This window comes from Streptomyces sp. NPDC050528, assembly GCF_044457795.1.
GTDB lineage: Bacteria > Actinomycetota > Actinomycetes > Streptomycetales > Streptomycetaceae > Streptomyces.
In genome coordinates this window covers 45,463-68,246 of record NZ_JBITHH010000001.1, presented here as the reverse complement: position 1 = coordinate 68,246, position 22,784 = coordinate 45,463, and the positions used below count along the sequence as shown (strand labels likewise).

At 70.4% G+C, this 22,784-nt stretch carries 25 protein-coding genes; 12 read left to right on the top strand and 13 right to left on the bottom strand.

From position 1 onward, the window contains the following. Window positions 1-75 precede the first annotated feature (75 nt). Entirely contained in the window at window positions 76-1,143 is a 1,068-nt protein-coding gene (locus ACIBK4_RS00350) for a LacI family DNA-binding transcriptional regulator (protein WP_398990673.1), read from the top strand. A 19-nt stretch (window positions 1,144-1,162) separates the two neighbouring features. Here the strand turns inward: ACIBK4_RS00350 and ACIBK4_RS00345 are convergent, their stop codons facing one another. Further along, a complete protein-coding gene (locus tag ACIBK4_RS00345; protein ID WP_398990671.1) occupies window positions 1,163-1,714 on the bottom strand; it encodes a TetR/AcrR family transcriptional regulator in 552 nt (183 codons plus the stop codon). A 131-nt stretch (window positions 1,715-1,845) separates the two neighbouring features. Here ACIBK4_RS00345 and ACIBK4_RS00340 point away from each other — a divergent pair, with 131 nt between their 5' ends. From ACIBK4_RS00340 to ACIBK4_RS00330, 3 genes are all read left to right on the top strand, one after another. Beyond that, window positions 1,846-2,895, top strand: coding sequence for an aldo/keto reductase (locus ACIBK4_RS00340; RefSeq protein WP_398990669.1), 1,050 nt, complete (start codon window positions 1,846-1,848; stop codon window positions 2,893-2,895). Between the two features lie 64 nt (window positions 2,896-2,959). After that, window positions 2,960-3,988 (top strand): NAD-dependent epimerase/dehydratase family protein, encoded by a 1,029-nt coding sequence (locus ACIBK4_RS00335; protein ID WP_398990667.1) that lies wholly within the window; start codon window positions 2,960-2,962, stop codon window positions 3,986-3,988. Window positions 3,989-4,108: 120 nt separating this feature from the next. Continuing rightward, window positions 4,109-4,927, top strand: coding sequence for an SAM-dependent methyltransferase (locus ACIBK4_RS00330; protein WP_398990665.1), 819 nt, complete (start codon window positions 4,109-4,111; stop codon window positions 4,925-4,927). Window positions 4,928-4,945: 18 nt separating this feature from the next. Here the strand turns inward: ACIBK4_RS00330 and ACIBK4_RS00325 are convergent, their stop codons facing one another. Then, window positions 4,946-5,755 carry an alpha/beta fold hydrolase gene (locus tag ACIBK4_RS00325; RefSeq protein WP_398990663.1) on the bottom strand — a complete coding sequence of 270 codons (810 nt, stop codon included), beginning with the start codon at window positions 5,753-5,755 and terminating at the stop codon, window positions 4,946-4,948. A gap of 232 nt (window positions 5,756-5,987) precedes the next feature. Between ACIBK4_RS00325 and ACIBK4_RS00320 the strand changes: the two genes are divergently transcribed. After that, entirely contained in the window at window positions 5,988-6,140 is a 153-nt protein-coding gene (locus ACIBK4_RS00320; RefSeq protein ID WP_398990660.1) for a hypothetical protein, read from the top strand. Between the two features lie 202 nt (window positions 6,141-6,342). After that, complete coding sequence (locus ACIBK4_RS00315) at window positions 6,343-7,716, top strand: histidine-type phosphatase (RefSeq protein WP_398990658.1); 1,374 nt, start codon at window positions 6,343-6,345, stop codon at window positions 7,714-7,716. Window positions 7,717-7,771: 55 nt separating this feature from the next. Here ACIBK4_RS00315 and ACIBK4_RS00310 read toward each other — a convergent pair whose 3' ends face one another. The 5 genes from ACIBK4_RS00310 to ACIBK4_RS00290 form a co-directional block, all read right to left on the bottom strand. Next, window positions 7,772-8,542, bottom strand: a complete 771-nt coding sequence (locus ACIBK4_RS00310; RefSeq protein WP_398990656.1) for a GNAT family N-acetyltransferase — start codon at window positions 8,540-8,542, stop codon at window positions 7,772-7,774. Continuing rightward, the gene (locus ACIBK4_RS00305) at window positions 8,529-9,974 is read right to left on the bottom strand and encodes an ATP-binding protein (protein ID WP_398990654.1); all 1,446 of its coding nucleotides are present in this window, start codon (window positions 9,972-9,974) and stop codon (window positions 8,529-8,531) included. Before ACIBK4_RS00305 ends, ACIBK4_RS00310 begins: the two co-directional genes overlap by 14 nt. Beyond that, the gene (locus tag ACIBK4_RS00300; RefSeq protein WP_398990652.1) at window positions 9,975-10,760 is read right to left on the bottom strand and encodes a response regulator transcription factor; all 786 of its coding nucleotides are present in this window, start codon (window positions 10,758-10,760) and stop codon (window positions 9,975-9,977) included. A gap of 263 nt (window positions 10,761-11,023) precedes the next feature. Next, window positions 11,024-11,620 (bottom strand): FMN reductase, encoded by a 597-nt coding sequence (locus tag ACIBK4_RS00295; protein WP_398990650.1) that lies wholly within the window; start codon window positions 11,618-11,620, stop codon window positions 11,024-11,026. Next, complete coding sequence (locus ACIBK4_RS00290) at window positions 11,617-12,711, bottom strand: LLM class flavin-dependent oxidoreductase (protein WP_398990648.1); 1,095 nt, start codon at window positions 12,709-12,711, stop codon at window positions 11,617-11,619. The genes ACIBK4_RS00295 and ACIBK4_RS00290 overlap by 4 nt, the downstream gene beginning before the upstream one ends. Before the next feature lie 104 nt (window positions 12,712-12,815). Here ACIBK4_RS00290 and ACIBK4_RS00285 point away from each other — a divergent pair, with 104 nt between their 5' ends. The 3 genes from ACIBK4_RS00285 (at window position 12,816) to ACIBK4_RS00275 (ending at window position 15,695) form a co-directional block, all read left to right on the top strand. Next, the gene (locus tag ACIBK4_RS00285) at window positions 12,816-13,655 is read left to right on the top strand and encodes a DUF6597 domain-containing transcriptional factor (RefSeq protein ID WP_398990646.1); all 840 of its coding nucleotides are present in this window, start codon (window positions 12,816-12,818) and stop codon (window positions 13,653-13,655) included. A 142-nt stretch (window positions 13,656-13,797) separates the two neighbouring features. Beyond that, window positions 13,798-14,982, top strand: a complete 1,185-nt coding sequence (locus tag ACIBK4_RS00280; RefSeq protein ID WP_398990644.1) for a sensor histidine kinase — start codon at window positions 13,798-13,800, stop codon at window positions 14,980-14,982. Then, window positions 14,979-15,695 (top strand): response regulator, encoded by a 717-nt coding sequence (locus ACIBK4_RS00275; protein ID WP_398990642.1) that lies wholly within the window; start codon window positions 14,979-14,981, stop codon window positions 15,693-15,695. Before ACIBK4_RS00280 ends, ACIBK4_RS00275 begins: the two co-directional genes overlap by 4 nt. Here the strand turns inward: ACIBK4_RS00275 and ACIBK4_RS00270 are convergent. The 4 genes from ACIBK4_RS00270 to ACIBK4_RS00255 form a co-directional block, all read right to left on the bottom strand. Next, a complete protein-coding gene (locus ACIBK4_RS00270) occupies window positions 15,664-16,212 on the bottom strand; it encodes a hypothetical protein (RefSeq protein WP_398990640.1) in 549 nt (182 codons plus the stop codon). The genes ACIBK4_RS00275 and ACIBK4_RS00270 overlap by 32 nt on opposite strands. A gap of 182 nt (window positions 16,213-16,394) precedes the next feature. After that, window positions 16,395-16,922, bottom strand: coding sequence for a DUF1062 domain-containing protein (locus tag ACIBK4_RS00265; RefSeq protein ID WP_398990638.1), 528 nt, complete (start codon window positions 16,920-16,922; stop codon window positions 16,395-16,397). A gap of 214 nt (window positions 16,923-17,136) precedes the next feature. Further along, window positions 17,137-17,610 (bottom strand): MarR family winged helix-turn-helix transcriptional regulator, encoded by a 474-nt coding sequence (locus ACIBK4_RS00260; RefSeq protein WP_033282572.1) that lies wholly within the window; start codon window positions 17,608-17,610, stop codon window positions 17,137-17,139. 110 nt (window positions 17,611-17,720) lie between these two features. Next, window positions 17,721-18,206, bottom strand: a complete 486-nt coding sequence (locus tag ACIBK4_RS00255; RefSeq protein WP_398990636.1) for a hypothetical protein — start codon at window positions 18,204-18,206, stop codon at window positions 17,721-17,723. A gap of 124 nt (window positions 18,207-18,330) precedes the next feature. Here ACIBK4_RS00255 and ACIBK4_RS00250 point away from each other — a divergent pair, with 124 nt between their 5' ends. From ACIBK4_RS00250 to ACIBK4_RS00240, 3 genes are all read left to right on the top strand, one after another. Beyond that, window positions 18,331-18,666, top strand: a complete 336-nt coding sequence (locus tag ACIBK4_RS00250) for a YnfA family protein (RefSeq protein WP_366435880.1) — start codon at window positions 18,331-18,333, stop codon at window positions 18,664-18,666. Window positions 18,667-18,728: 62 nt separating this feature from the next. Next, entirely contained in the window at window positions 18,729-19,505 is a 777-nt protein-coding gene (locus ACIBK4_RS00245; RefSeq protein WP_366435879.1) for an SDR family NAD(P)-dependent oxidoreductase, read from the top strand. Beyond that, complete coding sequence (locus tag ACIBK4_RS00240; RefSeq protein ID WP_398990633.1) at window positions 19,505-19,702, top strand: hypothetical protein; 198 nt, start codon at window positions 19,505-19,507, stop codon at window positions 19,700-19,702. The genes ACIBK4_RS00245 and ACIBK4_RS00240 overlap by 1 nt, the downstream gene beginning before the upstream one ends. 10 nt (window positions 19,703-19,712) lie before the next feature. On the opposite strand, the gene ACIBK4_RS00235 is transcribed toward ACIBK4_RS00240, so the two are convergent. Beyond that, window positions 19,713-21,050, bottom strand: a complete 1,338-nt coding sequence (locus ACIBK4_RS00235) for a hypothetical protein (RefSeq protein WP_398990631.1) — start codon at window positions 21,048-21,050, stop codon at window positions 19,713-19,715. Between the two features lie 165 nt (window positions 21,051-21,215). Next, the gene (locus ACIBK4_RS00230; RefSeq protein ID WP_398990629.1) at window positions 21,216-22,583 is read right to left on the bottom strand and encodes a hypothetical protein; all 1,368 of its coding nucleotides are present in this window, start codon (window positions 22,581-22,583) and stop codon (window positions 21,216-21,218) included. Window positions 22,584-22,784 lie beyond the last annotated feature (201 nt).

Sequence of the window (22,784 nt, the reverse complement as noted above, 5' to 3'; positions counted from 1 at the left end):
TGGACGAGCGCGTCAAGACACTGGTAAACATGCGTCGGCAACGAGTCGGTAACGCGGAATCAGTTGGAGACAACGATGACCCTGGGCGAGCCGCCGTCGCCGTCCCCGCGCAGCCGCCCCACCATGCGCGAGGTGGCGGCACTGGCAGGCGTCGCCATCAAGACGGTCTCCCGCGTGGTCAACGAGGTGCCCACCGTCGATCCGGCCATCGCCGCCCGGGTGCGTGAGGCGGCCGACAAACTGGGCTACCGGCCGAACCTGACCGCCAGCAGCCTGCGCCGCGGGGACGGCCGTACGGCCACGATCGGGATGCTCGTCGAGGACTCGGCGAACCCCTTCTCGGCGGCCCTGAGCCGTACCGTCGAGAACGTGGCGCGTGAGCGCGGAGTGCTCGTGTTGGTCGGCAGCCTCGACGAAGACCCGGCCCGGGAACGGGAGTTGGCCCGTGCTCTTGTCGACCGGCGGGTCGACGGCCTGGTGATCGTGCCGGCCGGCCGCGACCACAGCTATCTGATCAGCGAGCAGCGTTCGGGCACCTGCCTGGTCTTCGTCGACCGCGAGCCGAGCCTGTTGGACGCGGACACCGTCGTCTCCGACAACCGGCAGGGCGCCCTCACCGCCGTCAACCACCTGCTGAAGGCCGGCCACCGCCGCATCGCCTACCTCGGCGACCGCGCGACCATCTCCACCGCCGCCCAGCGTTTCGACGGCTACCGGCACGCCCTGGAAGTCGCGCATATCGCGTACGACGACGAGATCGTCCGGCACACCGGGGCCAGCGAGGAATCCGCGATCGCCGCGACCGAGCGGCTCCTGGCGCTGCCGAACCCGCCCACCGCCCTGTTCACCAGCCAGAACCTCGTCACCATAGGGGCCGTGCGAGCCCTGCGCGCACTCGGCCTCCAGGACACCGTCGCCCACGTGGGCTTCGACGACTTCCCCCTGGCCGACCTCCTGAGCCCGGGGATCTCCGTCATCGCCCAGGACGTCGAGCAGTTGGGCAGGACGGCCGCCGAGATGCTCTTCCGCAGACTGGACGGCGACCGGTCACCCACTCGCGCCGTCACCATTCCGACCCGGCTGATCGAGCGGGGGTCCGGCGAGATCACGGCCCTCGCGTCACCGCCGAGCGCGTCGAACTGACCGTCCCCCAGAAGGCGTTCTACGGCCGGAAGCCGTCGATCGCGAGTTCCATCAGGCGGTCGGCCTGGGCCACGCCCTCGGGGTTGTCGGGCGTACGCCACAGGCAGCTCAGGAGCATGATCACGTCGGTGGGGTCGAGGCCGGGCCGTACCGCGCCCGCGTGTTCACACGCGTCGAGGAGCCGGCCGACCGCCGCGGTGACGGCGACCGACGTCGTGCTGACGACCTCCTGCGCGGCGGCCGTGTTCAGGGCGTCGCCGAGGCCGTGCTTGAGGCGGACGTAGGCCGCGAGGGTGGTGAACCACTGCCGTAGCGCGTCCAGCGGGGTGTGGGCGGCGAGGACCTCCGGCACGGAGCCGACGAGGCGGTCTACATCGAGGCGGTAGACCTCCAGGATCAGCGCCTCCCGCGTGGGGAAATGCCGGTAGAGCGTGCCGGTGCCGACCCCCGCGCGCTTGGCGATCGAGTTGAGCGAGACGCCGGGGGACTCGGCGAACGCGTCGTGGGCGACCTGGAGGATCGCCTCCCGGTTCTTCAGCGCGTCGGAGCGCTGCGGCGCGGCGTCGGTCATGGGTCCTCCTGGCATACGTCCCCCTGGCGGGCGGTCGCCCGATTGCTAACCGGAGAGTTCTCCGTTAACGTCACAAGGGTCAACCGGAGAGTTCTCCGTTTGCTCTCGTTCCCCATTGTAGGAGCTCCCTCGTGCGTTACATCAAACTCGGCCGCACCGGCCTCGACGTCTCCCCGGTCGCCATCGGCGCCATGACCTACGGCGCACCCGACCGCGGCCACCCCGTGTGGTCCCTCGACGAGGAGACCAGCCGCCCCCTGATCAAGCACGCCCTCGAAGCCGGCATCAACTTCTTCGACACCGCCAACCTGTACTCGAACGGCTCCAGCGAGGAGATCCTCGGCCGCGCCCTCAAGGACTTCGCCGACCGCAACGACGTGGTGATCGCGACCAAGCTCCGGCACCCGATGCGCCCGGGGCCCAACGGCCGCGGCCTGTCCCGCAAGGCGGTCATGACCGAGGTCGACCACTCGCTGCGCCGCCTGGGCACCGACTACATCGACCTCTACCAGGTGCACCGCAACGACCACGCGACCCCGCTGGAGGAGACCCTCGAAGCCCTCAGCGACCTCGTCAGGGCGGGCAAGGTCCGCTACCTCGGAGCCTCGTCCATGCACGCCTGGGAGTTCGCGAAGGCGCTGCACCTCCAGGAGCGGCACGGCTGGGCGCGGTTCGTGTCGATGCAGGACCACTACAACCTGCTCGCCCGTGAGGAGGAGCGGGAGATGATCCCGCTGTGCCTGGACGAGGGCGTCGGCACGGTCATCTGGAGCCCGCTGGCCCGTGGCCGACTGGCCCGCGCCTGGGACGACGCGCGGTCCACGAGCCGTTCCGCCACCGACGGCGCCTACGCCGACCTGCTCTACTCGCCCGCCGAGGAGGCGTCCAACCACGCGATCGTCGACGCCGTCGGGAAGGTCGCCGCCGCACACGGCGTGAGCCGCGCGCAGATCGCCCTGGCCTGGCTGCGCCACCAGCCCGTCGTCACCGCACCCCTGGTCGGGGCCGGCTCGATCCGGCAGATCGACGATGCGGTGGCCTCCCTCGACGTCGAGCTGACCGGCGACGAGGTACGTGAGCTGGAGGCCCCGTACACGCCTCGCCACGACTGGCAGGGCGTGTCCGACGAGGCCGAACTCGAAGCGATCCGGGCCCGCATCCCCGGTATGGCGCTGTCGTGACGCCGGGGGACGAGTCCCCGCTCATGCCCAACTCGCCTACGCGTCACGCCTCAAGGAGACATCGATGACACAGGTACTGGTGACCGGAGGATCCGGATTCATCGGGAGCTGGTGCGTGCTCGCGCTGCTGCGCGCCGGGTACGACGTCCGCACCACCGTGCGTGATCCGGGGCGGGAGCCCACGCTCCGCGCGCACCTGCACGCCGCGGCCGAGTTCGACGACACGAGGCTGACCGTCGTACGGGCCGATCTGCGCGGTGACGACGGGTGGGTGGAGGCGGTCGCCGGTTGCGCGTACGTGCTGCACGTCGCCTCGCCGACACTGCGGAACGCGCCGGAGAGCGAGGAGGCGATGGTCGACGCCGCTCGCGAGGGCGTTCTACGGGTGCTGCGGGCGGCCCGCGACGCCCGCGTCCGCCGGGTGGTGCTGACCAGCGCGTTCGGCGCCGTCGGCTACGGGCATCCGCCGCGCTCGACGCCGTTCACCGAGGACGACTGGACGAACGTCGACGCCGACATCCCGCCGTACCAGAGGTCCAAGACGCTCGCCGAGCGCGCGGCCTGGCGGTTCGTCCAGGACGAGGGCGACGGGCTCGAACTCGCCGCCGTGCACCCGGTCGGTGTGCTCGGACCCGTCCTCGGGCCCGACGATCCGCCGTCGCTGCGGATCATCCGCGGCATGCTCGACGGCGAGATGGCCATCTGCCCACCGTTCGGATCGAGTTGGGTCGACGTGCGGGACGTCGCGGACCTTCATCTGCGCGCCATGACCGACCCCGCCGCGGCCGGTGAGCGCTGGCTCGCCTCCGCCGGCGGCAGCCTGCGCACCGTCGAGATCTCCCGCATCCTGCGCGGGCGGCTCGGCGACCGCGCCGCGAAGGCGCCCACGCGCGAACTCCCCCTGTCCCTGGCCCGCTTGCTCGGCCGGTTCGACCCCCGACTGCGCGCGCTGCGTCCGCAACTCGGCCAGGACTTCGACGCCACGGGCGCGAAGGCGCGGCGACTCCTCGGCTGGACGCCCCGCCCCGTCGCCGACACCATCGCCGACACCGCCGAGAGCCTCCTCGCGCACGGCCTGGCCACGGGGGCGTGAGAACACCCCGACCGCCGACGGAACTTCGGGAACCGTATTGCCCGGTGTGGCCCTGACCCCGACGGCAGGCGTGTCAGGATGATGATCTGACAGCGACTCTTCAAGACGGAGCCTGGCCTCATGACCTCTCCCAGCGGGGACGGCAGTGGCGCGCAGCCACTGATCATCGACACCAGCAAGCCCCACCCGGCCCGGATGTACGACTACTTCCTCGGCGGCAAGGACAACTACGAGGTCGACCGGGAGGCCGCCGAGCAGTTCATCAAGGCGGCGCCCGAGGTGCGGGAGGGGGTTCGGGCCAACCGGCGGTTCATGCACCAGGCCGTCCGGCACGTCGTGGAAGAGGGCGGGGTACGGCAGATCCTCGACATCGGGACCGGCCTGCCCACCGAGCCGAACGTGCACCAGATCGCGCACGCCGTCGCCCCGGACACGCGGATCGTCTACGTCGACAACGACCCGATCGTCAGCACCCACTCCATGGCCCTCATGGAGGACACCGACACCTCCGTCATCCTGGCCGACCTGCGCGATCCCCGCTCGATCCTCGACCACCCCGAGGTCCGCAAGGCCATCGACTTCGACCAACCGGTGGCCGTACTGCTGGTCGCCGTCGTGCACTTCCTGCCCGACGACGGGGACCCGTACGGCATCGTCGCCACCCTGCGCGACGCGCTGCCGGACGGTTCCTATCTCGTCCTGTCGCACGCAACCGGCGACATCCACGAGGACGGGCGGCACGACGCGGCCTCCGTCTACAACCGGGCCACCGCCACCCTCAACCTCCGCGGCCATACCCAAGTCCTGGACTTCTTCGGCGACTTCACCCTCGTCGACCCGGGTCTGGTCCGCGTCACCCACTGGCGGCCGGACGAGACTCCCGCCCCCGGCGCCGCACCGATCGGCATCTACGGCGGGGTGGCGCGCAAGGGCAACTGACCTCCCGACCAAGGGAGTTCATCCCGTCGGCATCCTCCAGCCGGCGGCCGGGAGTGTCTCGCGCAGGAAGTCGATCAGCACGGCCGTCACCTCAACCGGCCTTTCCAGGCTGGGGAGATGACCGGCCCAGGGCAGTTCGACGTGCCGGGTGTCGACGAACAGGTCCGGCAGCCGGGCCGCGATCTGTCGGAAGTCGGGCAGGTCGCGGCCGCCGGAAAGCGCCAGACACGGCGCCTTGACCGCCGCCAGATCGACCTCCACCTTGTTCCGGCCGGCCCCCTCGGGAGCCGCCAACTGCACCTCGAACGCGTGCCGTTGCATCGCGCGCACCGCCTCCCGGACCGCCTCGTCGGCCTCCGGCCCGAGCCAGGTGTCCACGTTCAGTTCTACGGCCCCGTCGACATCCCCCGCCTCCAGCAACTCGTCCTCGCGCTCGCCGAACGCCCGTAGTTCATCGGTGGGTTGGTGCCCTGGCAGCCCGCTGCACAACAGCGCCATGGCGGCCACCCGGTCCGGGCGGCGCGCGGCGATCTCCACGGCGACCTCTCCGCCGTACGAGGAGGCGATCAGGGTTGCTTGTTCGATGCCCAGGGTGTCCAGCAGGGCCAGTACGTCCTCGGCGTCGTTGTGCCGCCGGTCGGGCAACGGGGTGTCGCCGAAGCCCCGGAAGTCGGGGCGCACCACCCGGTAACCGGCATCGACCAGGGCCTGCCACTGCGGGTCCCACATCCTTCGGTCGCACACCCCGGAGTGCAGGAGGACCAGCGCGGGGCCGTGTCCGGGCACCTCATGGTCGTAGTCGTCGTTGTAGTCGTAAGCGAGAGTCATGCGGGCGACCCTAGGCGGCGGGTGGTCGAAGCACCCGCCAATTTCGCGGCCTCCGGCAACGGCGGGGCAGCGGCGGGACGTCAGTCGCCGAGCGTGATGGTGGTGCCGGCTGTACCCCCGACTGGGCAGCTCGCCCCCTCGTGGCGGCGGCCCGGCGACGGCATCGTTGATCTCACAAGGTCAAGGCCGAAGGCCGAGGCCGAAGTCGACGACTCGCCGGAAGGAAACCGCCATGCCTCACACCGCCGTCTCCCTCACGAAGGACGCCCGCACCGCCCAGCCGTCCCCCTCCCGGCGGACCCCTCGCACCACCCCCCGCGTGATGCCCCTCTGGCAGGCGATGGCCCACCTGTTCGCCCCGGCGGACGGCACGCCGCGGCCGTGAACCCCTCATGTTTCTAACCGGTCACCCGGATGCTCAGGGGTTAGATTTACCCCCAGCCTCCACCGACCCCCCGCACAGTCGACAAGCGCCGGCAAAGCACCGCCAAGCACCGCCAAGCACCGCCAAAACGCCGCGAAAGCCAGGCCCTCAGAGTCACCCCCAGTGCACCCGCCGTTCACATCCCCCACGAACGATGCGCCTCATGAGACGTGTCACTCCCGCCCTGGTCCTCGGCGTCACCGCGCTGCTGGCCACCCCGTTCGCCGCCCAGGCCGCCCCCGGCAACGGCAACGCCCACACCGACAGCTACGGCACGAAGGCCGTGTACGCGCCGGAGCAGAACTCCCGCTCGTACCAGAAGGTCCCCGCCGGCTTCACCCCCGTCTTCACCGAGAACGTGTCCCGGCACGGGTCCCGTTCCGCGACCGACAGCGAGGACGGCGACCTGATCCTCGCGCTCCTCGACAAGGCGCAGGCCGAGGGTCAACTCACCCCCAAGGGCCGGGAGTTCGGGCCGAAGGCGCAGGCCCTCGAAGCCGCCATGAGCACCGTCGGCTACGGCAACCTCAGCGCGCGCGGCAAGGAGGAGATCCACGACACCGCCGTACGGATGGCGAAGCGGCTGCCGACCCTCTTCGCGTCGATCGCGAAGAACAAGGAGCCCATCGACGTCGTCAGTTCGGGGCAGGGGCGTGCGGTCGACAGCGCCAACCTCTACGGCGCCGCGCTCGCCCAGACCGACCCCGACCTGACCTCCCTCATCGGCGCGACCCGCACCGACAAGGACCTCCTCTACTTCCACAAGGCCGACGGCGGGGCCGCCTACCGCGACTACATCGCCAACGACAAGCGCCTCGCGGACACCCTGAAGTCCGTCACCGACCAGCCGAAGACCCACCGCGCCGCCCGCGACGTACTGAGGAAGCTGTTCAAGCCGGCGTTCGTGGACCGGATCACGGCGGGCGAGTTCGCGTCGATCGGCACGGACGTCGAGGCCGCCACCGCCGTCTACAACCTGTACGCCATCGCCCCCGCGATGAGCGAGGAGAGCCCGGGCGGCAAGGGCTGGGGCATGGACCGGTACATCTCGGCGGCCGACGCCGACTGGTTCGGGTACATCTCCGACGCCGAGGACTTCTACGAGAAGGGGCCGGGCTTCGCGGACAGCGACATCACGTACAAGATGGCGAACGTCCTGCTCGACGACTTCTTCAAGAAGGCCGAGGCCAAGCGCGACGGCACGAGCGACCTCGGCGCCGAACTCCGCTTCACGCACGCCGAGGAGATCATCCCGCTGGCCGCGCTGATGGGCCTGCCCGGCAGCACGAAGGGCGTCACCACCGCCAAGCCGTACACCTACGGCAGCAACCCGTGGCGGGGCGCGGCCGTCGCGCCGCTCGGCTCGAACATCCAGTGGGACGTGTTCCGCAAGGGCAACACCTACCTCGTCCGCATGCTCTACAACGAGAAGGAGACGGCGTTCAAGACCGGCTGCCGTCCCGTCTCCAAGGGCAGCAAGTTCTACGACCTGAACGAACTGGAGCGCTGCTTCGGCCGCACGACCTCCAACGGCTGACCCAACTGGCCCGATCAACCCGGCAGTTGATCAACTCCCGCCACCGACACGGGCGTTACGACGGCTCCGCGCTCCCCCGGGCGCGGACCGCCGCCGCCCCGAACACCCGCCCGCTCATCCCGGCCCGCCGATACGCGGCGACCGCGGCCGAGTTGTCCGCGTCCACCATCAACGCGGCGCGCCCGTACTCCCGTACAAGAGCGTCCACGACGAACCGTGAGACGGCCGCACCCAGCCCCCGCCCCCGCGCCTCCGGACGCGTCACGACCCCGGCCACGAATCCGCACCCCGCCCCGGACCACGCGTCCCCGGCCACCGCGAGCAACTCGCCGTCGCCGTCGGGGTCGTAGGCACCGGCCCAACGGTGCGTGCCGGGGCGGCCGGGCTGGGCGTAGGAGTCGGGGAAGCAGGCGTCGAAGAGCGTGGCCGCTTCCTTCTCGCCACGACCGTCGAGCCACGCCACGCCCTCCGGTACATCGGGCGGCGGGGCCGTCGTCTCCATCCACAGGAACGCGGGTCCGTCGGCGGGCACCAGTGCGGGGATTCCGCGTACCAGCCTCGCTATCAACTCCGCGTCCCCGAACGGGCGGTAGCCCGGTCCGGTCGCCGGCAGCACTTCGTCGCGTACGAGGACGAGGGCGTCCTCCGTCGTACCGGCGACCGCGATGCGGTTCCGGCCGGAGAGGGCGGGGCTGGCCACGGCGGTTGCCGAGCCGTGGTGGAAGACCCGTACGCCGGGGGCGAGTTGGCCGTCGGGGCGGAGTTGCGCGGCCCAGAGCAGATGGCCCGCGACTCCTGCGGTGCCGAGTTCGTCAGCCTCGGCCACGTACGCCCGCCCCCGGTTCCACCACGCCGCCCACCGTGAACCCGATAACCGCCCCGCCACCCTCCCGCCGCAGCGCGAACGGTGCTCCGCCGTGGGCCAGGGCGACCTCGCGGACGATCGAGAGGCCGAGGCCCGAGCCGGGAAGGGAACGGGCGTCGGCCGCGCGGTAGAAGCGGTCGAAGATGCGGATGAGGTCGGTTTCCGAGACTCCGGGGCCTCGGTCCAGGACCTCCACCCGGACCGTGCCGGGGCGGGCCGGCCCCGAGACCGCGATCTCGATCGGGGTCTGGCCCGCGCGGTCGAACTTGGCCGCGTTCTCGACGAGGTTGGAGATCGCGCGCTGGAGCATGCCGGGGCGGCCGTCGGTCGTCGTGTCGCCGCTCGCGCGGACCGTGATGTCGCGTCCGGTACGGCGACGGGCGAGGCCCGCCACGTCCTCCGCGATGTCGGCGAGGTCGACCTGTTGGGGTGGCTCCGTGTCGGACTGGCCTGCCGCCAGGTCCACCAACTCGTTGACCAGGTCCGTGAGTTCACGGGCCTCCTGCGAGAGGTCGGCGACCAGTTCCTCGCGCGTGGAGGGCGGCAACTCGTCGATCCGCCGTAGGAGCGAGATGTTCGTACGGAGGGAGGTCAGCGGGGTGCGGAGTTCGTGGCCCGCGTCCTGGATCAGGCGACGCTGATCCTCCTCCGACTGCGCGAGGCGGCCGAGCATCCGGTCGAAGGCGCGGCCCAGGCGGCCCACCTCGTCGTAACCGGTGACCGGGACCTGGACGCCGAGGCGGCGCGTGCGGGCCACGTCCTCCGCGGCGGCGGTGAGGACGATGAGGCGCCGGGTGATGCGCCGCGCCAGCCACCAGCCGCACAGCCCGGCCAGCACCACCACGGCCGCCATCAGCACGAACGTCCGCTGCTGCAACGCCCGCAGCAGATCCTCCGTGTCGCTGAACTCCTGCGCGACCTGCACCGCGCCCCGCCCGGCGCCGAGCGAGACGGTCGCGATGCGGTACACGTCCTCGCCGACGGTGACGTCCTTGTGCTCCACCGTCTTCCCGGCGATCCGGTCGCCCGCGATCGCCCGGTCGTCGCCGGTGACGGGCAGCGCCGGGCTCCCGCTGTCGAGGACTCCGCCGTCCCGCCCGAGCACCTGCACGTCCGTACGGGCCGGCCGCACGATGTCGTGGCCGGGCGCGGAGGAGGAGAAGTCGTCGGTGGTCATCTGGTGCGTGCGCACCTCGTCCTGCAGATCCTGCACGACCTGGTCGAACACGGACTCCTGGTCGACCCGGACCAGCCGGGCCGCCGCGCCGTACGACAGCACGCCGACGAGCAGGGTGACGGCCGCGGTCACCGCAGCGAAGGACACCACGAACGTGGTGCGGAGCGAGACGAGTCTGGGGCGCCGGGTGGCCACGAACCGCCGGAGGCGGCCCACTCAGTCCTCCCGCAGCACGTAACCCACGCCACGCACCGTGTGGATCAGCTGCGGCGCGCCGGGCTCGTCGAGCTTGCGGCGCAGGTAGCCGACGTAGACGGCGAGGTTCTTGGAGCCGGGGCCGAAGTCGTAGCCCCAGATGCGGTCGTAGATCGTGGAGTGGTCCAGGACGATGCCCGCGTTGCGCACGAGCAGTTCGAGGAGCTCGAACTCGGTCCGGGTCAGCTCCAGTTCGCGCTCGTCGCGCCAGACGCGGCGGGCCTGGAGGTCCATGCGGAGACCGGCCGCGGTGATCTGCTTGTCGGAGGCGGGGGAAGCGGAAGAAGAGAACGCCGAGTGCGACTGCGGGTCGTCCCGCAGTACGTCGGCGGAGGTGCCGGATGCGCCGGACGTGCCGGGGACTCCGTTCGCCGGGACCGGGCTCGTGCGGCGGAGCAGGGCGCGCAGCCTCGCGAAGACCTCTTCCACGTCGAAGGGCTTCACGACGTAGTCGTCGGCGCCCGCGTCCAGGCCCGCGATCCGGTCCGCCGTCTCGACCAGGGCGGTCAGCATGAGGATCGGGGTGCGGTCGCCCTCCGCGCGCAGGACGCGGCAGACCTGGAGGCCGTCGATGCCGGGCATCATGACGTCGAGAAGCAGCACGTCCGGTGGGGTGCGGTGGGCCTGTGCGAGCGCCTCTACGCCGTCGGCGACCGCGGTCACCTGGTAGCCCTCCAGGGTCAGGGCCCGCTCCAGGGCATGACGGATGGCACGGTCGTCTTCGGCGAGCAGCACAGTCTGGGGCACGTCACCCAGTGTGCCAAGGCCTCCGGCGGTTGACCGGTGGGGGCAGGTCTACGATCACCCTTTTTACCTGGCTCTCACCGAGGTGGGCGCAACCCGGGTTTGGCTCCTACCGTCTTCTCACGGTCGGGTGCGTCGGGGCGACCGTCCCTGGGGGCTGCGCCCCCAGACCCCCATCGGCCCTGAAGGGGCCTCGTCCTCAAACGCCGGACGGGCTGAAAAATGCCGGCCGGGGTGTAGAGGATCGGGATGGCATGCGCTCGGGATCAAACGCCGGACGGGCTGATATTCAGTGCCGCCAGTTGGTCCGTGAACGGTACGACCCTCGGTGTGCTCGCCGATCGTGCTGTCGACAGGCCCTGCATCAGAGCCGCCAGCTCCCCCGCCGCCCGGTCGATCCGCTCCGGCAATCCCTCCGCGCCCCAGTCCTCCGAGGCGGCATAGACCCCGGTCGGGACGACCACGGCTCGGAGGTGGGCGAAGAGGGGACGGAGGGCGTGTTCCAGGACCAGGGAGTGCCTCGCGCTGCCGCCCGTCGCCGCGATGAGTACCGGCTTGCCGACCAGCGCGTCCCTCTCCAGCACATCGAAGAAGGACTTGAACAGTCCGCTGTACGACGCCGAGAACACCGGCGTGACGGCGATCAGGCCGTCGGCCTCGGCGACCGCGTCGAGGGCGACCGCGAGCTTCTTGCCGGGGAAGCCGTTGGTGAGGTTGTGGGCTATCTCGACGGCGAGGTCGCGCAGCTCCACGACCTGTATCTCCGCCGGCGCGACGCCCGCCGTGGCGTTCGCCAGCCGGTCGGCCAGCAACCTCGTGGACGACGGGACACTCAGCCCCGCCGAGACGACTACGAGCTTCATGCGACGTTCACCTCCTGAGCGGACTTGGCGGACTTGAGGGACTCGTGGGTCGGCGCGTCCGGCACATCCGCCGGGCGGTTCGCCGCGAACTCCTTGCGGAGCACCGGTACGACCTCCTCGCCCAGCAGGTCGAGCTGCTCCAGGACCGTCTTGAGCGGCAGCCCGGCGTGGTCCAGCAGGAACAGCTGGCGCTGGTAGTCACCGGCGTAGTCCCGGAACGCGAGGGTCTTCTCGATGACCTCCTCCGGGGAACCGACGGTCAGCGGGGTCTGGTCGGTGAAGTCCTCCAGGGAGGGCCCGTGGCCGTAGACCGGAGCGTTGTCGAAGTACGGGCGGAACTCGCGGATCGCGTCCTGGGAGTTCTTGCGCATGAAGACCTGGCCGCCGAGCCCGACGATCGCCTGCTCCGGCGTGCCGTGGCCGTAGTGCGCGTACCGCTCCCGGTACAGCTCGACCATGCGCTTGGTGTGGTCGGCCGGCCAGAAGATGTTGTTGTGGAAGAAGCCGTCGCCGTAGAAGGCCGCCTGCTCGGCGATCTCGGGGCTGCGGATCGAACCGTGCCAGACGAACGGCGGTACGTCGTCCAGCGGGCGGGGCGTGGACGTGAAGCCCTGGAGCGGGGAGCGGAACTTGCCCTCCCAGTCCACTACGTCCTCGCGCCACAGCCGGCGGAGCAGGGCGTAGTTCTCGATGGCGAGGTTGATGCCCTGGCGGATGTCCTGGCCGAACCACGGATACACCGGGCCGGTGTTGCCGCGGCCCATCATCAGGTCGACCCGGCCGTCGGCCAGGTGCTGGAGCATCGCGAAGTCCTCCGCGATCTTCACCGGGTCGTTGGTGGTGATGAGGGTGGTGGAGGTGGAGAGGATCAGCTTCTCGGTCCGCGCGGCGATGAAGCCGAGCATCGTGGTGGGCGACGAGGGCACGAACGGCGGGTTGTGGTGCTCACCGGTCGCGAAGACGTCGAGCCCGACCTCCTCGGCCTTCAGCGCGATGGCGACCATGGCCTTGATGCGCTCACGCTCGGTCGGCGTCCGTCCGGTGGTCGGGTCCGGTGTGACGTCGCCGACGCTGAAGATCCCGAACTGCATGGTCGTTCACCCTCCAGGTTGTTGATTATTCAACTATACCCTCCAACGGCCACCCCCTCACACATATTCCGCGCACTGTCAGTGGGCGGTTCTACGATCCGTACATGGCCGTCCCGCACCGCGACACCCGAGGAATCGTCGACCCCGCCGAACTCCTCGCCCGCGTGCGCTTCCGCCGCCCCGAAGCCGCCGAGCCGCTGCGCCCGTACGTCGAGCACTACTGGTTCATCGACTGGGACCTGACCGAGCCCTACGTCTCCCACGTCGTCCCGCACCCGGCCGTGCACATCGTCTTCCAGCGCCTCGCGGGCGAGGACGCCTTCGTCGAGGTCGCGGGCATCCCGCACGGCCTCTTCGCGCAGAAACTGGAGGGGCGGGGGCGGGTCTGCGGCATCAAGTTCCGGCCGGGCGCCTTCCGTTCCGTCGTCCCGGACCGCCCGGTGTCGGAGTGGACGGGACTGCGGGTCCGGCAACCCGAGGTGTTCCCCGACACCGACCCCGCCACGGTCCTCGACCTCCCCGACGAGACCGCCCGCGTCGCCGCGCTCGACGCCTTCCTCCTCGCCCTCTCCCCCCGCCCCGACCCACAGGCCGACCTCGCGGCCACCCTGGTCGACCGCATCCGCACCGACCGCACGATCCGCCGCGTGACCGACTTCGCCCACGCGGAGGGCCTGTCCGTACGGCTGCTGCAACGCCTCTTCGCCGCGTACGTCGGTGTCGGCCCGAAGTGGGTCATCCTCCGCTACCGCATCCACGAGGCCCTGGAGCGGGCGGGAGCCGACGACCCCGTGGACTGGGCGGGACTGGCCGCCGACCTGGGCTACGCCGACCAGGCCCACCTGGTCCGGGACTTCACCGCGACGGTCGGGGTGACTCCGACGACGTACGCACAGGGCGTGCAGGGTGTACAGGGAGTGCAGGGCGTGCGGGGCTCGCGCTGACCACACCGCGGCGCCATTCCCGCCAGCCCCGCCGGTCCCCCGGCGCCGGTGGACCATGGGCGCCGAGCACCGGCGTCGGCGGGGGTGGACCCGCGCGCTGGTAGCTTTCGCAGCGGCCGGACGACAGCGGGAAGAGAGCACGGTGAACCGAACCCAGACCCTGACCCGGTGGTTCGCGGCGGACAACAACCCCATCCAGGTCTTCGGGACCGTCGTCGCCATCGTGGTCGGCGCTGTCGCGGTGCGCCCGATCGGGACCTCCGGTACCGGGCTCGCGGTGCTGTGTCTGCTGGTCCTGGTGTCGCTGTTGCTGTGCACGCGGCTCATCCCCGAGGGAGTGCTCTCGCCCCGCGTGCAGCTCACGGTGTTGTGCGTCTGGTCGGCCGGGGCCGCCGCACTGCTGGCGCTGGACCGGTCCGGGGCGTCGGCCCTGTTCGCATACTTCGTCACCGGGCATGCCGGATACCGCCTCGACAGCCGGCGCTCGCTGCCCTTCGCCGCGTGCACCAGCGTCCTGTGCGCGGGGGTGCTGCTCCTGCCGTGGGGCGGCCACCACACCTCGTGGATCGTGGGCGCCTTCACCGGGGTCAGCGTGCTGGTCGGCATCTCCAACCGCGCCCACACCGAGGCGCTGCGCTCCGCGCGGGCCGCCGCCGAGCAGGCTGAGCTGGCCTCGCGGGCCGAGGCGCGGGCCGAGGCGCTCGCCGAGCGGGCCCGGATCGCCCGCGACGTGCACGACGTACTGGCCCACTCGCTGGCCGGGGTGAACATGCAACTGGAGGTCACCGACGCCCTGTTGGAGTCCGGTGACATCGAACGGGCCCGGGAGGCGGCCCAGCGGGCACAGAGCCTGGTGCGGTCGGGGCTGACCGAGGTGCAGCGCACGGTCGGGGACCTGCGTGAGGACGCGCTGCCGCTGGTGGAGACCTTGCGGTCCATGCTCGCGTCCCTCTCCGACGCCGGTACGCTGACCGTCGACGGGCCGGAGCGTGAACTGCCCGTCCGCCTCGCCCAGGTGATCGTGCGCTGTGCCCAGGAGGCGCTGACCAACGCGCACAAGTACGCGCCCGGCGCCCCGGTCCGCATGCGCCTGGAGTACCGGGAGCGAGCAGAACAACGGGAGCGGCTTCCGGAGGAGACCGTCTTCGAGGTGGTCAACTCCGCGCCGCCGGACGGCTCGCGGCCCCTCGCCGGTGCGGGGAGCGGGATGGGGCTGGTCGGGATGCGCGAGCGCCTCGACCTGGTGGGCGGCACGGTCACGGCCGGGCCGATCGTGGACGGCGACGACGCAGGAGGATGGCGAGTGCGCGTGGTGATCCAGGGATGAGCGACGAGCGACAGGGCGAGCGGGGACCTTCCGTACCGGGCGAGCAACAGGCCGTCGTGCGGGTGGTCGTGGCCGACGACCAGACCGCCGTCCGCGAGGCGCTGGCGACCGTACTGGATCTGCAGCCCGGCGTGGAGGTCGTGGCGACGGCGAAGGACGGCGGGGAGGCCGTGCTGGCCGCCGAGGTGCACGAGCCCGATGTGATCCTGATGGATCTCAACATGCCGCGCGTGGACGGGGTCGAGGCCACCCGGCTGCTCACCGAGCGCTTCCCCAAGGTCGCCGTCGTCGTGCTCACCACCTTCGCCGACGAGGAGTACATCCTCGCCGCGCTCGGTGCCGGGGCCCGCGGCTACCTCACCAAGGAGTCCGGCCGGCAGGACATCACCCGCGCGGTGCGGGCCGCGGCGGCCGGGCAGTCCGTGCTCGACCCCGCCGTACGGGACCGGCTCGTCGCCGCCGCCGCGCGGGGCGGCGCCCCCGTCGAGCGGCCGGGCACCGGACTCGCCCCGGACCTCACGCCCCGGGAGGTCGAGGTCCTCACGCTGATCGGCGAGGGGCTGACCAACCGGGGTATCGCGGAGCGGCTGGTGGTGAGCGAGGCCACGGTGAAGACGCATATCAACAACCTCTTCTCCAAAGCTCATCTGCGGGACCGGGCGCATGCCGTGAAGTACGCGTTCATCCACGGACTGGTGAAGACCCCTGGCTGAGGGCGGCCCCGGCCGGTGCCAGGAACCGCACGCGGGCCAGCAGCAGGAACACCCGGGTGAGGACCATGGCCAGCGCCATGATGACGAAGAACGGTGCGATGGCGTCCTGCACTATCTGGTGCTCCGCCATGAACGTGCCCAGGTGGTCGCGGAACCAGGTGTTGTGCTCGGCGGCGTAGATGAACGCGACGCGCAGCGCGACCACCGCCGTCCAGATGGCCACGAACCCCACGCCGCACCGGGTGTGCACGTGGCCCGAGGCCGGGTCGCGCTCCACGCCCGTGGTGAACGTGGCGACGACTCCGCAGGCCAGTCCGATCGCGGCGCCCACCAGATAGACGATCACGTCGACGTGCTGGGTGGGCATGCCCTTCAGATAGAAGTAGCCGATCGCGGACACCGTGGCGATCGGCATCAGCACCTTGTGCAGGTCGTACTTCCGGCGCCCGTACTGCGTCAGCATCATCACCGCGAAGATGCCCCCGCTGATCGTCAGCGCCTGCTCCATGTCCGTCATGACGTCGCACTCCTCGGTCTCCGGCGGGTGCTCCCGCCTCGCGTTTTCCTGAGACCGACTCTCCCGCCGATGCCGGAAAAGCTCCCGGACCCACGGGTGGATTTCCGGGTGGAGACGCGAGGTGGAGCCTGCCCCTAGGGGTCCCTCGGGGCAGGCCCCCGCTCACGAGAGGCGCTGAGCTCTCAGCGCTTGAGCGTGAACGTGAAGTCGCCGGTGACCCTGGCGTCCAGCCGGACCCCCGACACGAGACTCCCCTCCACGATCAGCCTCCCGACCTCGGCCCGCGACAGACCGCACCCTTCGGCGATCAGCCGCACCGGCCGGACCGGTATTCGCGCCCCGAAACGCACCGATACGTCGATCACCTCGCGGTCCGGGCAGTCCGTTCCGCCGGTGTCGAGACGCCAGGCGCCGGCCCAGTCGAGGGCGATGCGATTACGGCGCCGCAGGACCGGATCCTGAAGCAACTCGGCTGCCAGGACAGGGTCGTTGGCGTGCAGCCGGTCCAGCAGTTCGGGTGGTACGGAGCGCACGTTCGCCCGCTCCAGAACCGTCAGCTTCGTGGTGGCCCCGCAGCCGGCGCAGAGCGCGAGGAGCCAGGCGTCGATGAGTTTGTGATGGGCGTTGACGCGGAACTTGCCGTGCGCCCGGAAGCGTTCGGACGCGCACGCGTGGCAACGGCGGAGGACGAGCGGAAGGCGTGTGGGCATGACAAACCAGGTCGCGAGCACAGAAGTACACCGGTTCCAGTGAGAAGACCGCAGCAGAAAGGAGCGCGGCGCACAGACGCGACGCGCGACAGATCAGCACTCGGGAGGTCTCACACGGTGTACAACGAAACGTCCTTGCCCAGACGACGGGGATTCCGCAGCACGCTAACGCCGCACGACGGCTCCGCTCAACGGGTTTTCGGCGCTCCCGGCGCTACACGTCCCCCGCGCGCAACCGCGCGATCTGCTGCCCGCTGAACTCCACCGTCCGCCTCATGTGCCCGACGATCACGGCGAGTTCGGCGTCGCCCAGCTCGTCGAAGAGGGTGAACCAGCCGCCGCCGAGCCGGTTCCACATGCGCCCGAACTCGGTGATCTTCTCCGGCACGGTCGCCACCAGCACCCGCCGCCGGTCCTCCGCGTCCCGCTCCCGGACGACGTACCCGGCCCGCTCCAGCCGGTCCACCAGCCGCGTCGCCGACCCGGTCGTCAGCCCGGTCAGCTCGGCGACCCGGCCCGTGGTCACGGGCCCGGCCTCCAGCGTGAGCAGGTTCAGACACTGCAGATCGGTGGGGTGCAGCCCCAGCCGGTCGGCGACGGCCTGGTTGAAGAGGGCGTACGACGCCATGTACCGGCGCGATACGGAGGACAACTCGTCCAGCAGCCGCGCCCGCGCGTTCCCGGACATGTCGTACCCCTCGTCGCCTGTGCCGTTCCGCACGTGCCGTGGGTGCCGTGCGGAGATCGAGATCGTACGACGTGGTCGCGGGCGTGGCTCCGTGGTCCTACGGGCGTGGCTCAGAAGTAGTAGGTGTCACCGGTGTCCAGGACGAGCACCCGCTGCTGGTCGTTGGCCCGGTTTCCGTCCACCGCGCCGCCGCCCCACACCGTGTCCAGCTCCAGCAGCACCTCGGAGGACGCGTCCCGCAGCCCTACCCGCACCTCGATCCGCTCGCCCACCTCGTCCGCGGCCAGCGCCCCCGTCCGGCACACCACCACCCGCTCCCCCGACCGCGCACACCCCGCCGGCAACGTCTGCGCGTCCGCGAGCGGCTTCGACCAGCGCAGCCGTACGGTCGCGTCGGGCACCGCGGCCGGACCGTGGTTGCGCGGGGTGAACCGCACGTCGACCCGGCCGCCGGTCATGGTGGCGGAGCCGTGATATGCGAGATCCGCCTCCGGGCCGGGGATGTCCGGGTGCCTGGGGAGCCCCGGAGCCGCGCCCATCACCGCCAGCGCGGCACCCCCTACAGCGAGAGTCCGTAGTACCCCTAGTACCCGCATGCGATCCGCTCCTCAGTACGCCGCGCCCTTGCACCACGCCACCGTGGTCGTACGGATGTATCCCACGCGGAGCGGGCGACAGGCGCCGTCCATCAGGTGACACCCGCGTGATGTGATGGCCGACATGCTCGTGCTCCGCTCCGCAGCCCTCTTCGTCGTCGCCGCCGTCTTCGAGATCGGCGGCGCCTGGCTGGTCTGGCAGGGGGTCCGCGAACACCGCGGCTGGCTCTGGATCGGCGGCGGGATCATGGCCCTCGGCGTCTACGGCTTCGTCGCCACCTTCCAGCCCGACGCCCACTTCGGCCGCATCCTCGCGGCCTACGGCGGGATCTTCGTCGCCGGTTCACTGGCCTGGGGCGCCATCGCGGACGGCTACCGGCCCGACCGCTGGGACATCACCGGCGCCCTGATCTGCCTGGCCGGGATGGCCGTGATCATGTGGGCGCCGCGCGGAAACTGAGCCCGCCTATCCTGGACGGAGTCGTACGTACGATCCCGTCGAGCCGTCCCCAGGAGCAGCCCATGGCCACCGCCGCACCGTCCGCCGCCTCCCGTATCGCGGTCGTCACCGGGGCGAGCGGCGGCATCGGCGCCGCCACGGCCCGCCAACTCGCCGCCGCCGGCTACCGCGTCGTCGTCACCGCCCGCCGCAAGGACCGGATCGAGGCGCTCGCCGAGGAGATCAACAAGGCGGGCCACAAGGCGACGGCGTACGAACTCGACATCACCGACCGCGCTGCCGTCGACGAGTTCGCGACGGCCTTCAAGACCATCGGCGTCCTGGTCAACAACGCCGGCGGCGCGCTCGGCGCCGACCCGGTCGCGACCGGCGACCCCGCCGACTGGCGCACGATGTACGAGACGAACGTCCTCGGCACCCTGAACATCACCCAGGCCCTCCTCCCCGCCCTCACCGCGAGCGGCGACGGCACGGTCGTGGTCGTCTCCTCCACGGCGGGCCACGGCACGTACGAGGGCGGCGCGGGCTATGTCGCCGCCAAGCACGGCGCCCACGTCCTCGCCGAGACCCTGCGCCTGGAGATCGTCGGCACCCCGGTCCGCGTCATCGAGGTCGCGCCCGGCATGGTCAAGACGGACGAGTTCGCGCTGACCCGCTTCGGCGGCGACGCGGAGAAGGCGGCGAAGGTCTACGCGGGCGTCGCCGAACCGCTCACGGCGGACGACGTGGCCGACACCATCACCTGGGCGGTCACCCGCCCCAGCCACGTCAACATCGACCTCCTCGTCGTCCGCCCCCGAGCCCAGGCCTCGAACACCAAGGTCCACCGGGAGCTGTGATGCCCGACGAGGCGGGCCGCCCGGACGACACCCCGGGCGGCCCCGACAACTCCCAAGAGGCCCTGGACAAGCGCCGGTTGGCCGAGGAGACCAGGAACGAACGCAAGGTCTGGTACTTCCTCGGCTACTTCCTCTTCGGCATCCACGTCGTCGCGTTCGTGATGATCTACGCGGTGACGCACGCGCCGAACAAGTAGGCGCGGACGGCTAGTTGGTCTTCCGCTGCGCGAAAATCCACTCCCGGATGCCCTCGATGGTGTAGGCGATCGGCCACGTCGAGTTGTGCTCGACGCCGTGCGCGTTCGCCAGACCCCCGGCCAGGGTCGAACCCTTCTTGAACGTGGCGTAGTTGACCGTCGTGCCCTTGGCCGCCATGGCCTTGACGTCCGCGGCGAACTCCGTCGCACTGGACTGCCCGTCCCAGACCGCGCGGCTGACCTTCGTCCCGGCCTTCTCGATGACGGCCATGATGGCGTTCTCACCGGGATAGGCCTTGGTGTCGCCCTGCGAGACGGTGACCCAGAGGTTCTTCTTCGCCAGCGGCGCGGCCGGCGCGGAGGGCCACTGACCGGCGACGACCCAGGAGGCCGCGAAGAGGTCGGGGTACTTGATGTTCAGCCCGAGGGTCATCATCGCGCCCATGGACTGGCCGGTGGAGTACAGGCGATCGGTGTCGATGCTGTACTTGCCGGTCAGCGACTTGACCAGGTCGACCGTGGTGTCGAAGAGCGCCGTCGGCTTGTAGTCGTCACCGACGACCACCTCCGGGTACTGCGGCGCCAGCACGAACGCCGGGCGCTTCGCCTGGTCCTCGGGGGATGCCCAGCACACCGCACCCAGGCCCTGCACCAGCGTCGCCCGCACCGTGGTGGTGATCAGGCTCGCGTCGTGCATGAAGAGGACGAGCGGATAGGACTTGGTCCGGTCGTAGTCCTTGGGGATGTAGAGGTTGTACGGCAGCGACCTGCCCGTCTTCGCGTCCTTGTACGTGAACTGCTGGAAGTCGTCGACGATCAGGTTGACCGTCTTGCTCGTGCCGACCTTGGCATCGCCGCCGGAGTAACCGGTGCCGCCGCTGGTCGTGACGGTGCCGGCCTGGGTGACGGTGCCCTTCGCCGCCTTGATGGTGGCCGGCCCGCCCGTCGAACCGACCTGCGGACCGGGAATGACGTAGGGGCTGCTTGAGGACGACGAGGGCTCACTCGAAGCGGAAGCCGAAGCGGAAGCCGAATCGGAGATTGAGCCCGAGGCCGAGGCCGACGGCTGGGCGGCCCCCGGCGCACCCCCGCCCGACCCCACCCCTCCCCACAGCAGCGCGCTCTTGTCGTCGGGAGACAGTTCGACGATGACGTACTTGCCGTCGGTGCCCTGATCGGCCATCGCCGCGCTGGAGTTGGCGTAGACCTTGGTGACGGTCCGGCCCTCGACCTTGAAGGACGAGGCCGAGAGCTTGGACGTGTCGATCTCGGTGTCGTACTCGACGGCGACCGCGACGAATTTCTGGCCATCGCCGTAGACCTGGGTGATCGCGGTGGCGCTTTTCATATGGCCGGTACCGTTCCCCGAGCCCGAATCCGAACCCGAATCCGAGCCTGAATCAGAATCGCAGGCGGCAAGGCCCGTCGTGGCCACCGCCGCCACCCCCAGAACCCGCCCTAAAAAGGCACGCCTTGTGGTCATGATCCGCATCTCCATTCGCCTCGCCTGGATTCAGTTCAGGGACTTGATGATGCGATCGATTCGCGCCACGGCCTTCTCAGCCGTGCCCTCGATGTAGAAACCGTCGACCGCCGCATAGGTGACATGGTCGAAATTCCATTTGTCGGGCATGTTCTTGGCGCCGCCCTCGAACATCGACATGACGAACGTGCTGGAGAAGGACGAGTTCTCGCGGATCGCGTTCGCGGTCGAGGTGGACAACTCCGGCTCCACGCCCGCGAAGACGCCCTTGCCGACCTGGAAGACCCAGAGCGGCACCTGGGCGGTGCCGGTCGGGGTGAAGGTGACGGACTTAGTGGGCGCGCTGGCCTGCGGCCCGGTGACCTGGGTCGTGGTGATGTCGTCGGTCACGAGCCGCACCACAACGTGCTTGCCGCTCTCGTACTTGCCGATCCCCTGCGCGACCCGCACGATCTCGTTCCCGAGCCGCTCGCCCTGCGCGGTCAGCAGCGCGAATCCGGCGTCGTGCAGATCGACGCCGTAGGTCCAGCCCTTGTCCTTGTCGATCGTGTACCGCTTCGACCGGTACGCCGGGAACTGGTCACCGCAAGCGCCCACCAGCCAGAAGCCGACGGCGCCGGGGTACTGCGTCTCGACATGCGCTACGGCCGCGCCGGCGAGGTCGGCGGAGATCGGCAGGGTGCCGTCCGCCATGACCGAGTCCTGCATCACGCAGGACTGCACGTTGTAGTTGGTGAGCACGGCGATCGGGTTGCCGTCGAGGTCGTTGAAACGGGCCACGTACACGCCCTTGTCCGAGGGCAGTTGCTCGTTCACGCCGAGCCAATAGCCGTCGGCGGTAAGGACGTTGCGGTTCACGTTGACGTCAACTCGACCGGAGCCGTAGCCGACCTCGGCGTCCTGGAGGCCGGCCACGGCATCGGCGACGGCGGACTTGGTGGCGGCGACGATGTTCTGGACGTACGCGGCGGCTCCGGCCGAGGACGAACTCGCCTGCACATGCGGCGCGGAGAAGCAGTGCGTGACGGTGACCATGATGTTCGCGGCCGTCACCCCCGAGGCCGCGGTGATGGCGTCCCGCATCAACCCGATCGCCTCCGCGCTGATCGAGGTCAGATCCAGCACGGCCAGCGCGATACGCCGCGAACCGGACTCCACCAGCAGCACACGGACGTTGAGGTCGTCGTGCACGGCGGTGAAGTTGTCCAACGGCAGCAACGAGGCGGCAGGCGTGAACGCGGCCTTCCCGACACCGACCTTCAGCCCACCGGAGGCCTTCGCCGCGGCCTGCGCGGAAGTGGCGGTACCGAGAGCGGTCGCCGCGAGCGCGGTGACCGCCCCGGCGGCCACGACGGTCCGCCGACTCAACTCGCCCTGATTCTGCTGCTGTTCACGCATGTGCTGTCCTCCGAGAAGCTACGGGTGGGGGTCGGGCCAACTCCCGGGCAGCATCACAGCGAATTTCGAGGCCAGCAATAAGGGTCGCGCGCAATCAATGATTTCACGAATGGAGCATCCATGTGACGTGCACGGACGTCCTGAATTCACAGCGATCTCAGAGGACTTTCAGAGCTCCGCAGGAATTTCAAAGCTCCTGCG

Coding starts and splice junctions, on each gene's coding strand:
- ACIBK4_RS00275 (WP_398990642.1), top strand. CDS start 14,979: ATGAGCGACGAGCGACAGGGCGAGCGGGGACCTTCCGTACCGGGCGAG.
- ACIBK4_RS00285 (WP_398990646.1), top strand. CDS start 12,816: ATGGCCGTCCCGCACCGCGACACCCGAGGAATCGTCGACCCCGCCGAA.
- ACIBK4_RS00240 (WP_398990633.1), top strand. CDS start 19,505: ATGCCCGACGAGGCGGGCCGCCCGGACGACACCCCGGGCGGCCCCGAC.
- ACIBK4_RS00230 (WP_398990629.1), bottom strand. CDS start 22,583: ATGCGTGAACAGCAGCAGAATCAGGGCGAGTTGAGTCGGCGGACCGTC.
- ACIBK4_RS00330 (WP_398990665.1), top strand. CDS start 4,109: ATGACCTCTCCCAGCGGGGACGGCAGTGGCGCGCAGCCACTGATCATC.
- ACIBK4_RS00290 (WP_398990648.1), bottom strand. CDS start 12,711: ATGCAGTTCGGGATCTTCAGCGTCGGCGACGTCACACCGGACCCGACC.
- ACIBK4_RS00250 (WP_366435880.1), top strand. CDS start 18,331: ATGCTCGTGCTCCGCTCCGCAGCCCTCTTCGTCGTCGCCGCCGTCTTC.
- ACIBK4_RS00270 (WP_398990640.1), bottom strand. CDS start 16,212: ATGACGGACATGGAGCAGGCGCTGACGATCAGCGGGGGCATCTTCGCG.
- ACIBK4_RS00335 (WP_398990667.1), top strand. CDS start 2,960: ATGACACAGGTACTGGTGACCGGAGGATCCGGATTCATCGGGAGCTGG.
- ACIBK4_RS00350 (WP_398990673.1), top strand. CDS start 76: ATGACCCTGGGCGAGCCGCCGTCGCCGTCCCCGCGCAGCCGCCCCACC.
- ACIBK4_RS00315 (WP_398990658.1), top strand. CDS start 6,343: ATGAGACGTGTCACTCCCGCCCTGGTCCTCGGCGTCACCGCGCTGCTG.
- ACIBK4_RS00265 (WP_398990638.1), bottom strand. CDS start 16,922: ATGCCCACACGCCTTCCGCTCGTCCTCCGCCGTTGCCACGCGTGCGCG.
- ACIBK4_RS00295 (WP_398990650.1), bottom strand. CDS start 11,620: ATGAAGCTCGTAGTCGTCTCGGCGGGGCTGAGTGTCCCGTCGTCCACG.
- ACIBK4_RS00245 (WP_366435879.1), top strand. CDS start 18,729: ATGGCCACCGCCGCACCGTCCGCCGCCTCCCGTATCGCGGTCGTCACC.
- ACIBK4_RS00325 (WP_398990663.1), bottom strand. CDS start 5,755: ATGACTCTCGCTTACGACTACAACGACGACTACGACCATGAGGTGCCC.
- ACIBK4_RS00235 (WP_398990631.1), bottom strand. CDS start 21,050: ATGAAAAGCGCCACCGCGATCACCCAGGTCTACGGCGATGGCCAGAAA.
- ACIBK4_RS00345 (WP_398990671.1), bottom strand. CDS start 1,714: ATGACCGACGCCGCGCCGCAGCGCTCCGACGCGCTGAAGAACCGGGAG.
- ACIBK4_RS00320 (WP_398990660.1), top strand. CDS start 5,988: ATGCCTCACACCGCCGTCTCCCTCACGAAGGACGCCCGCACCGCCCAG.
- ACIBK4_RS00255 (WP_398990636.1), bottom strand. CDS start 18,206: ATGCGGGTACTAGGGGTACTACGGACTCTCGCTGTAGGGGGTGCCGCG.
- ACIBK4_RS00260 (WP_033282572.1), bottom strand. CDS start 17,610: ATGTCCGGGAACGCGCGGGCGCGGCTGCTGGACGAGTTGTCCTCCGTA.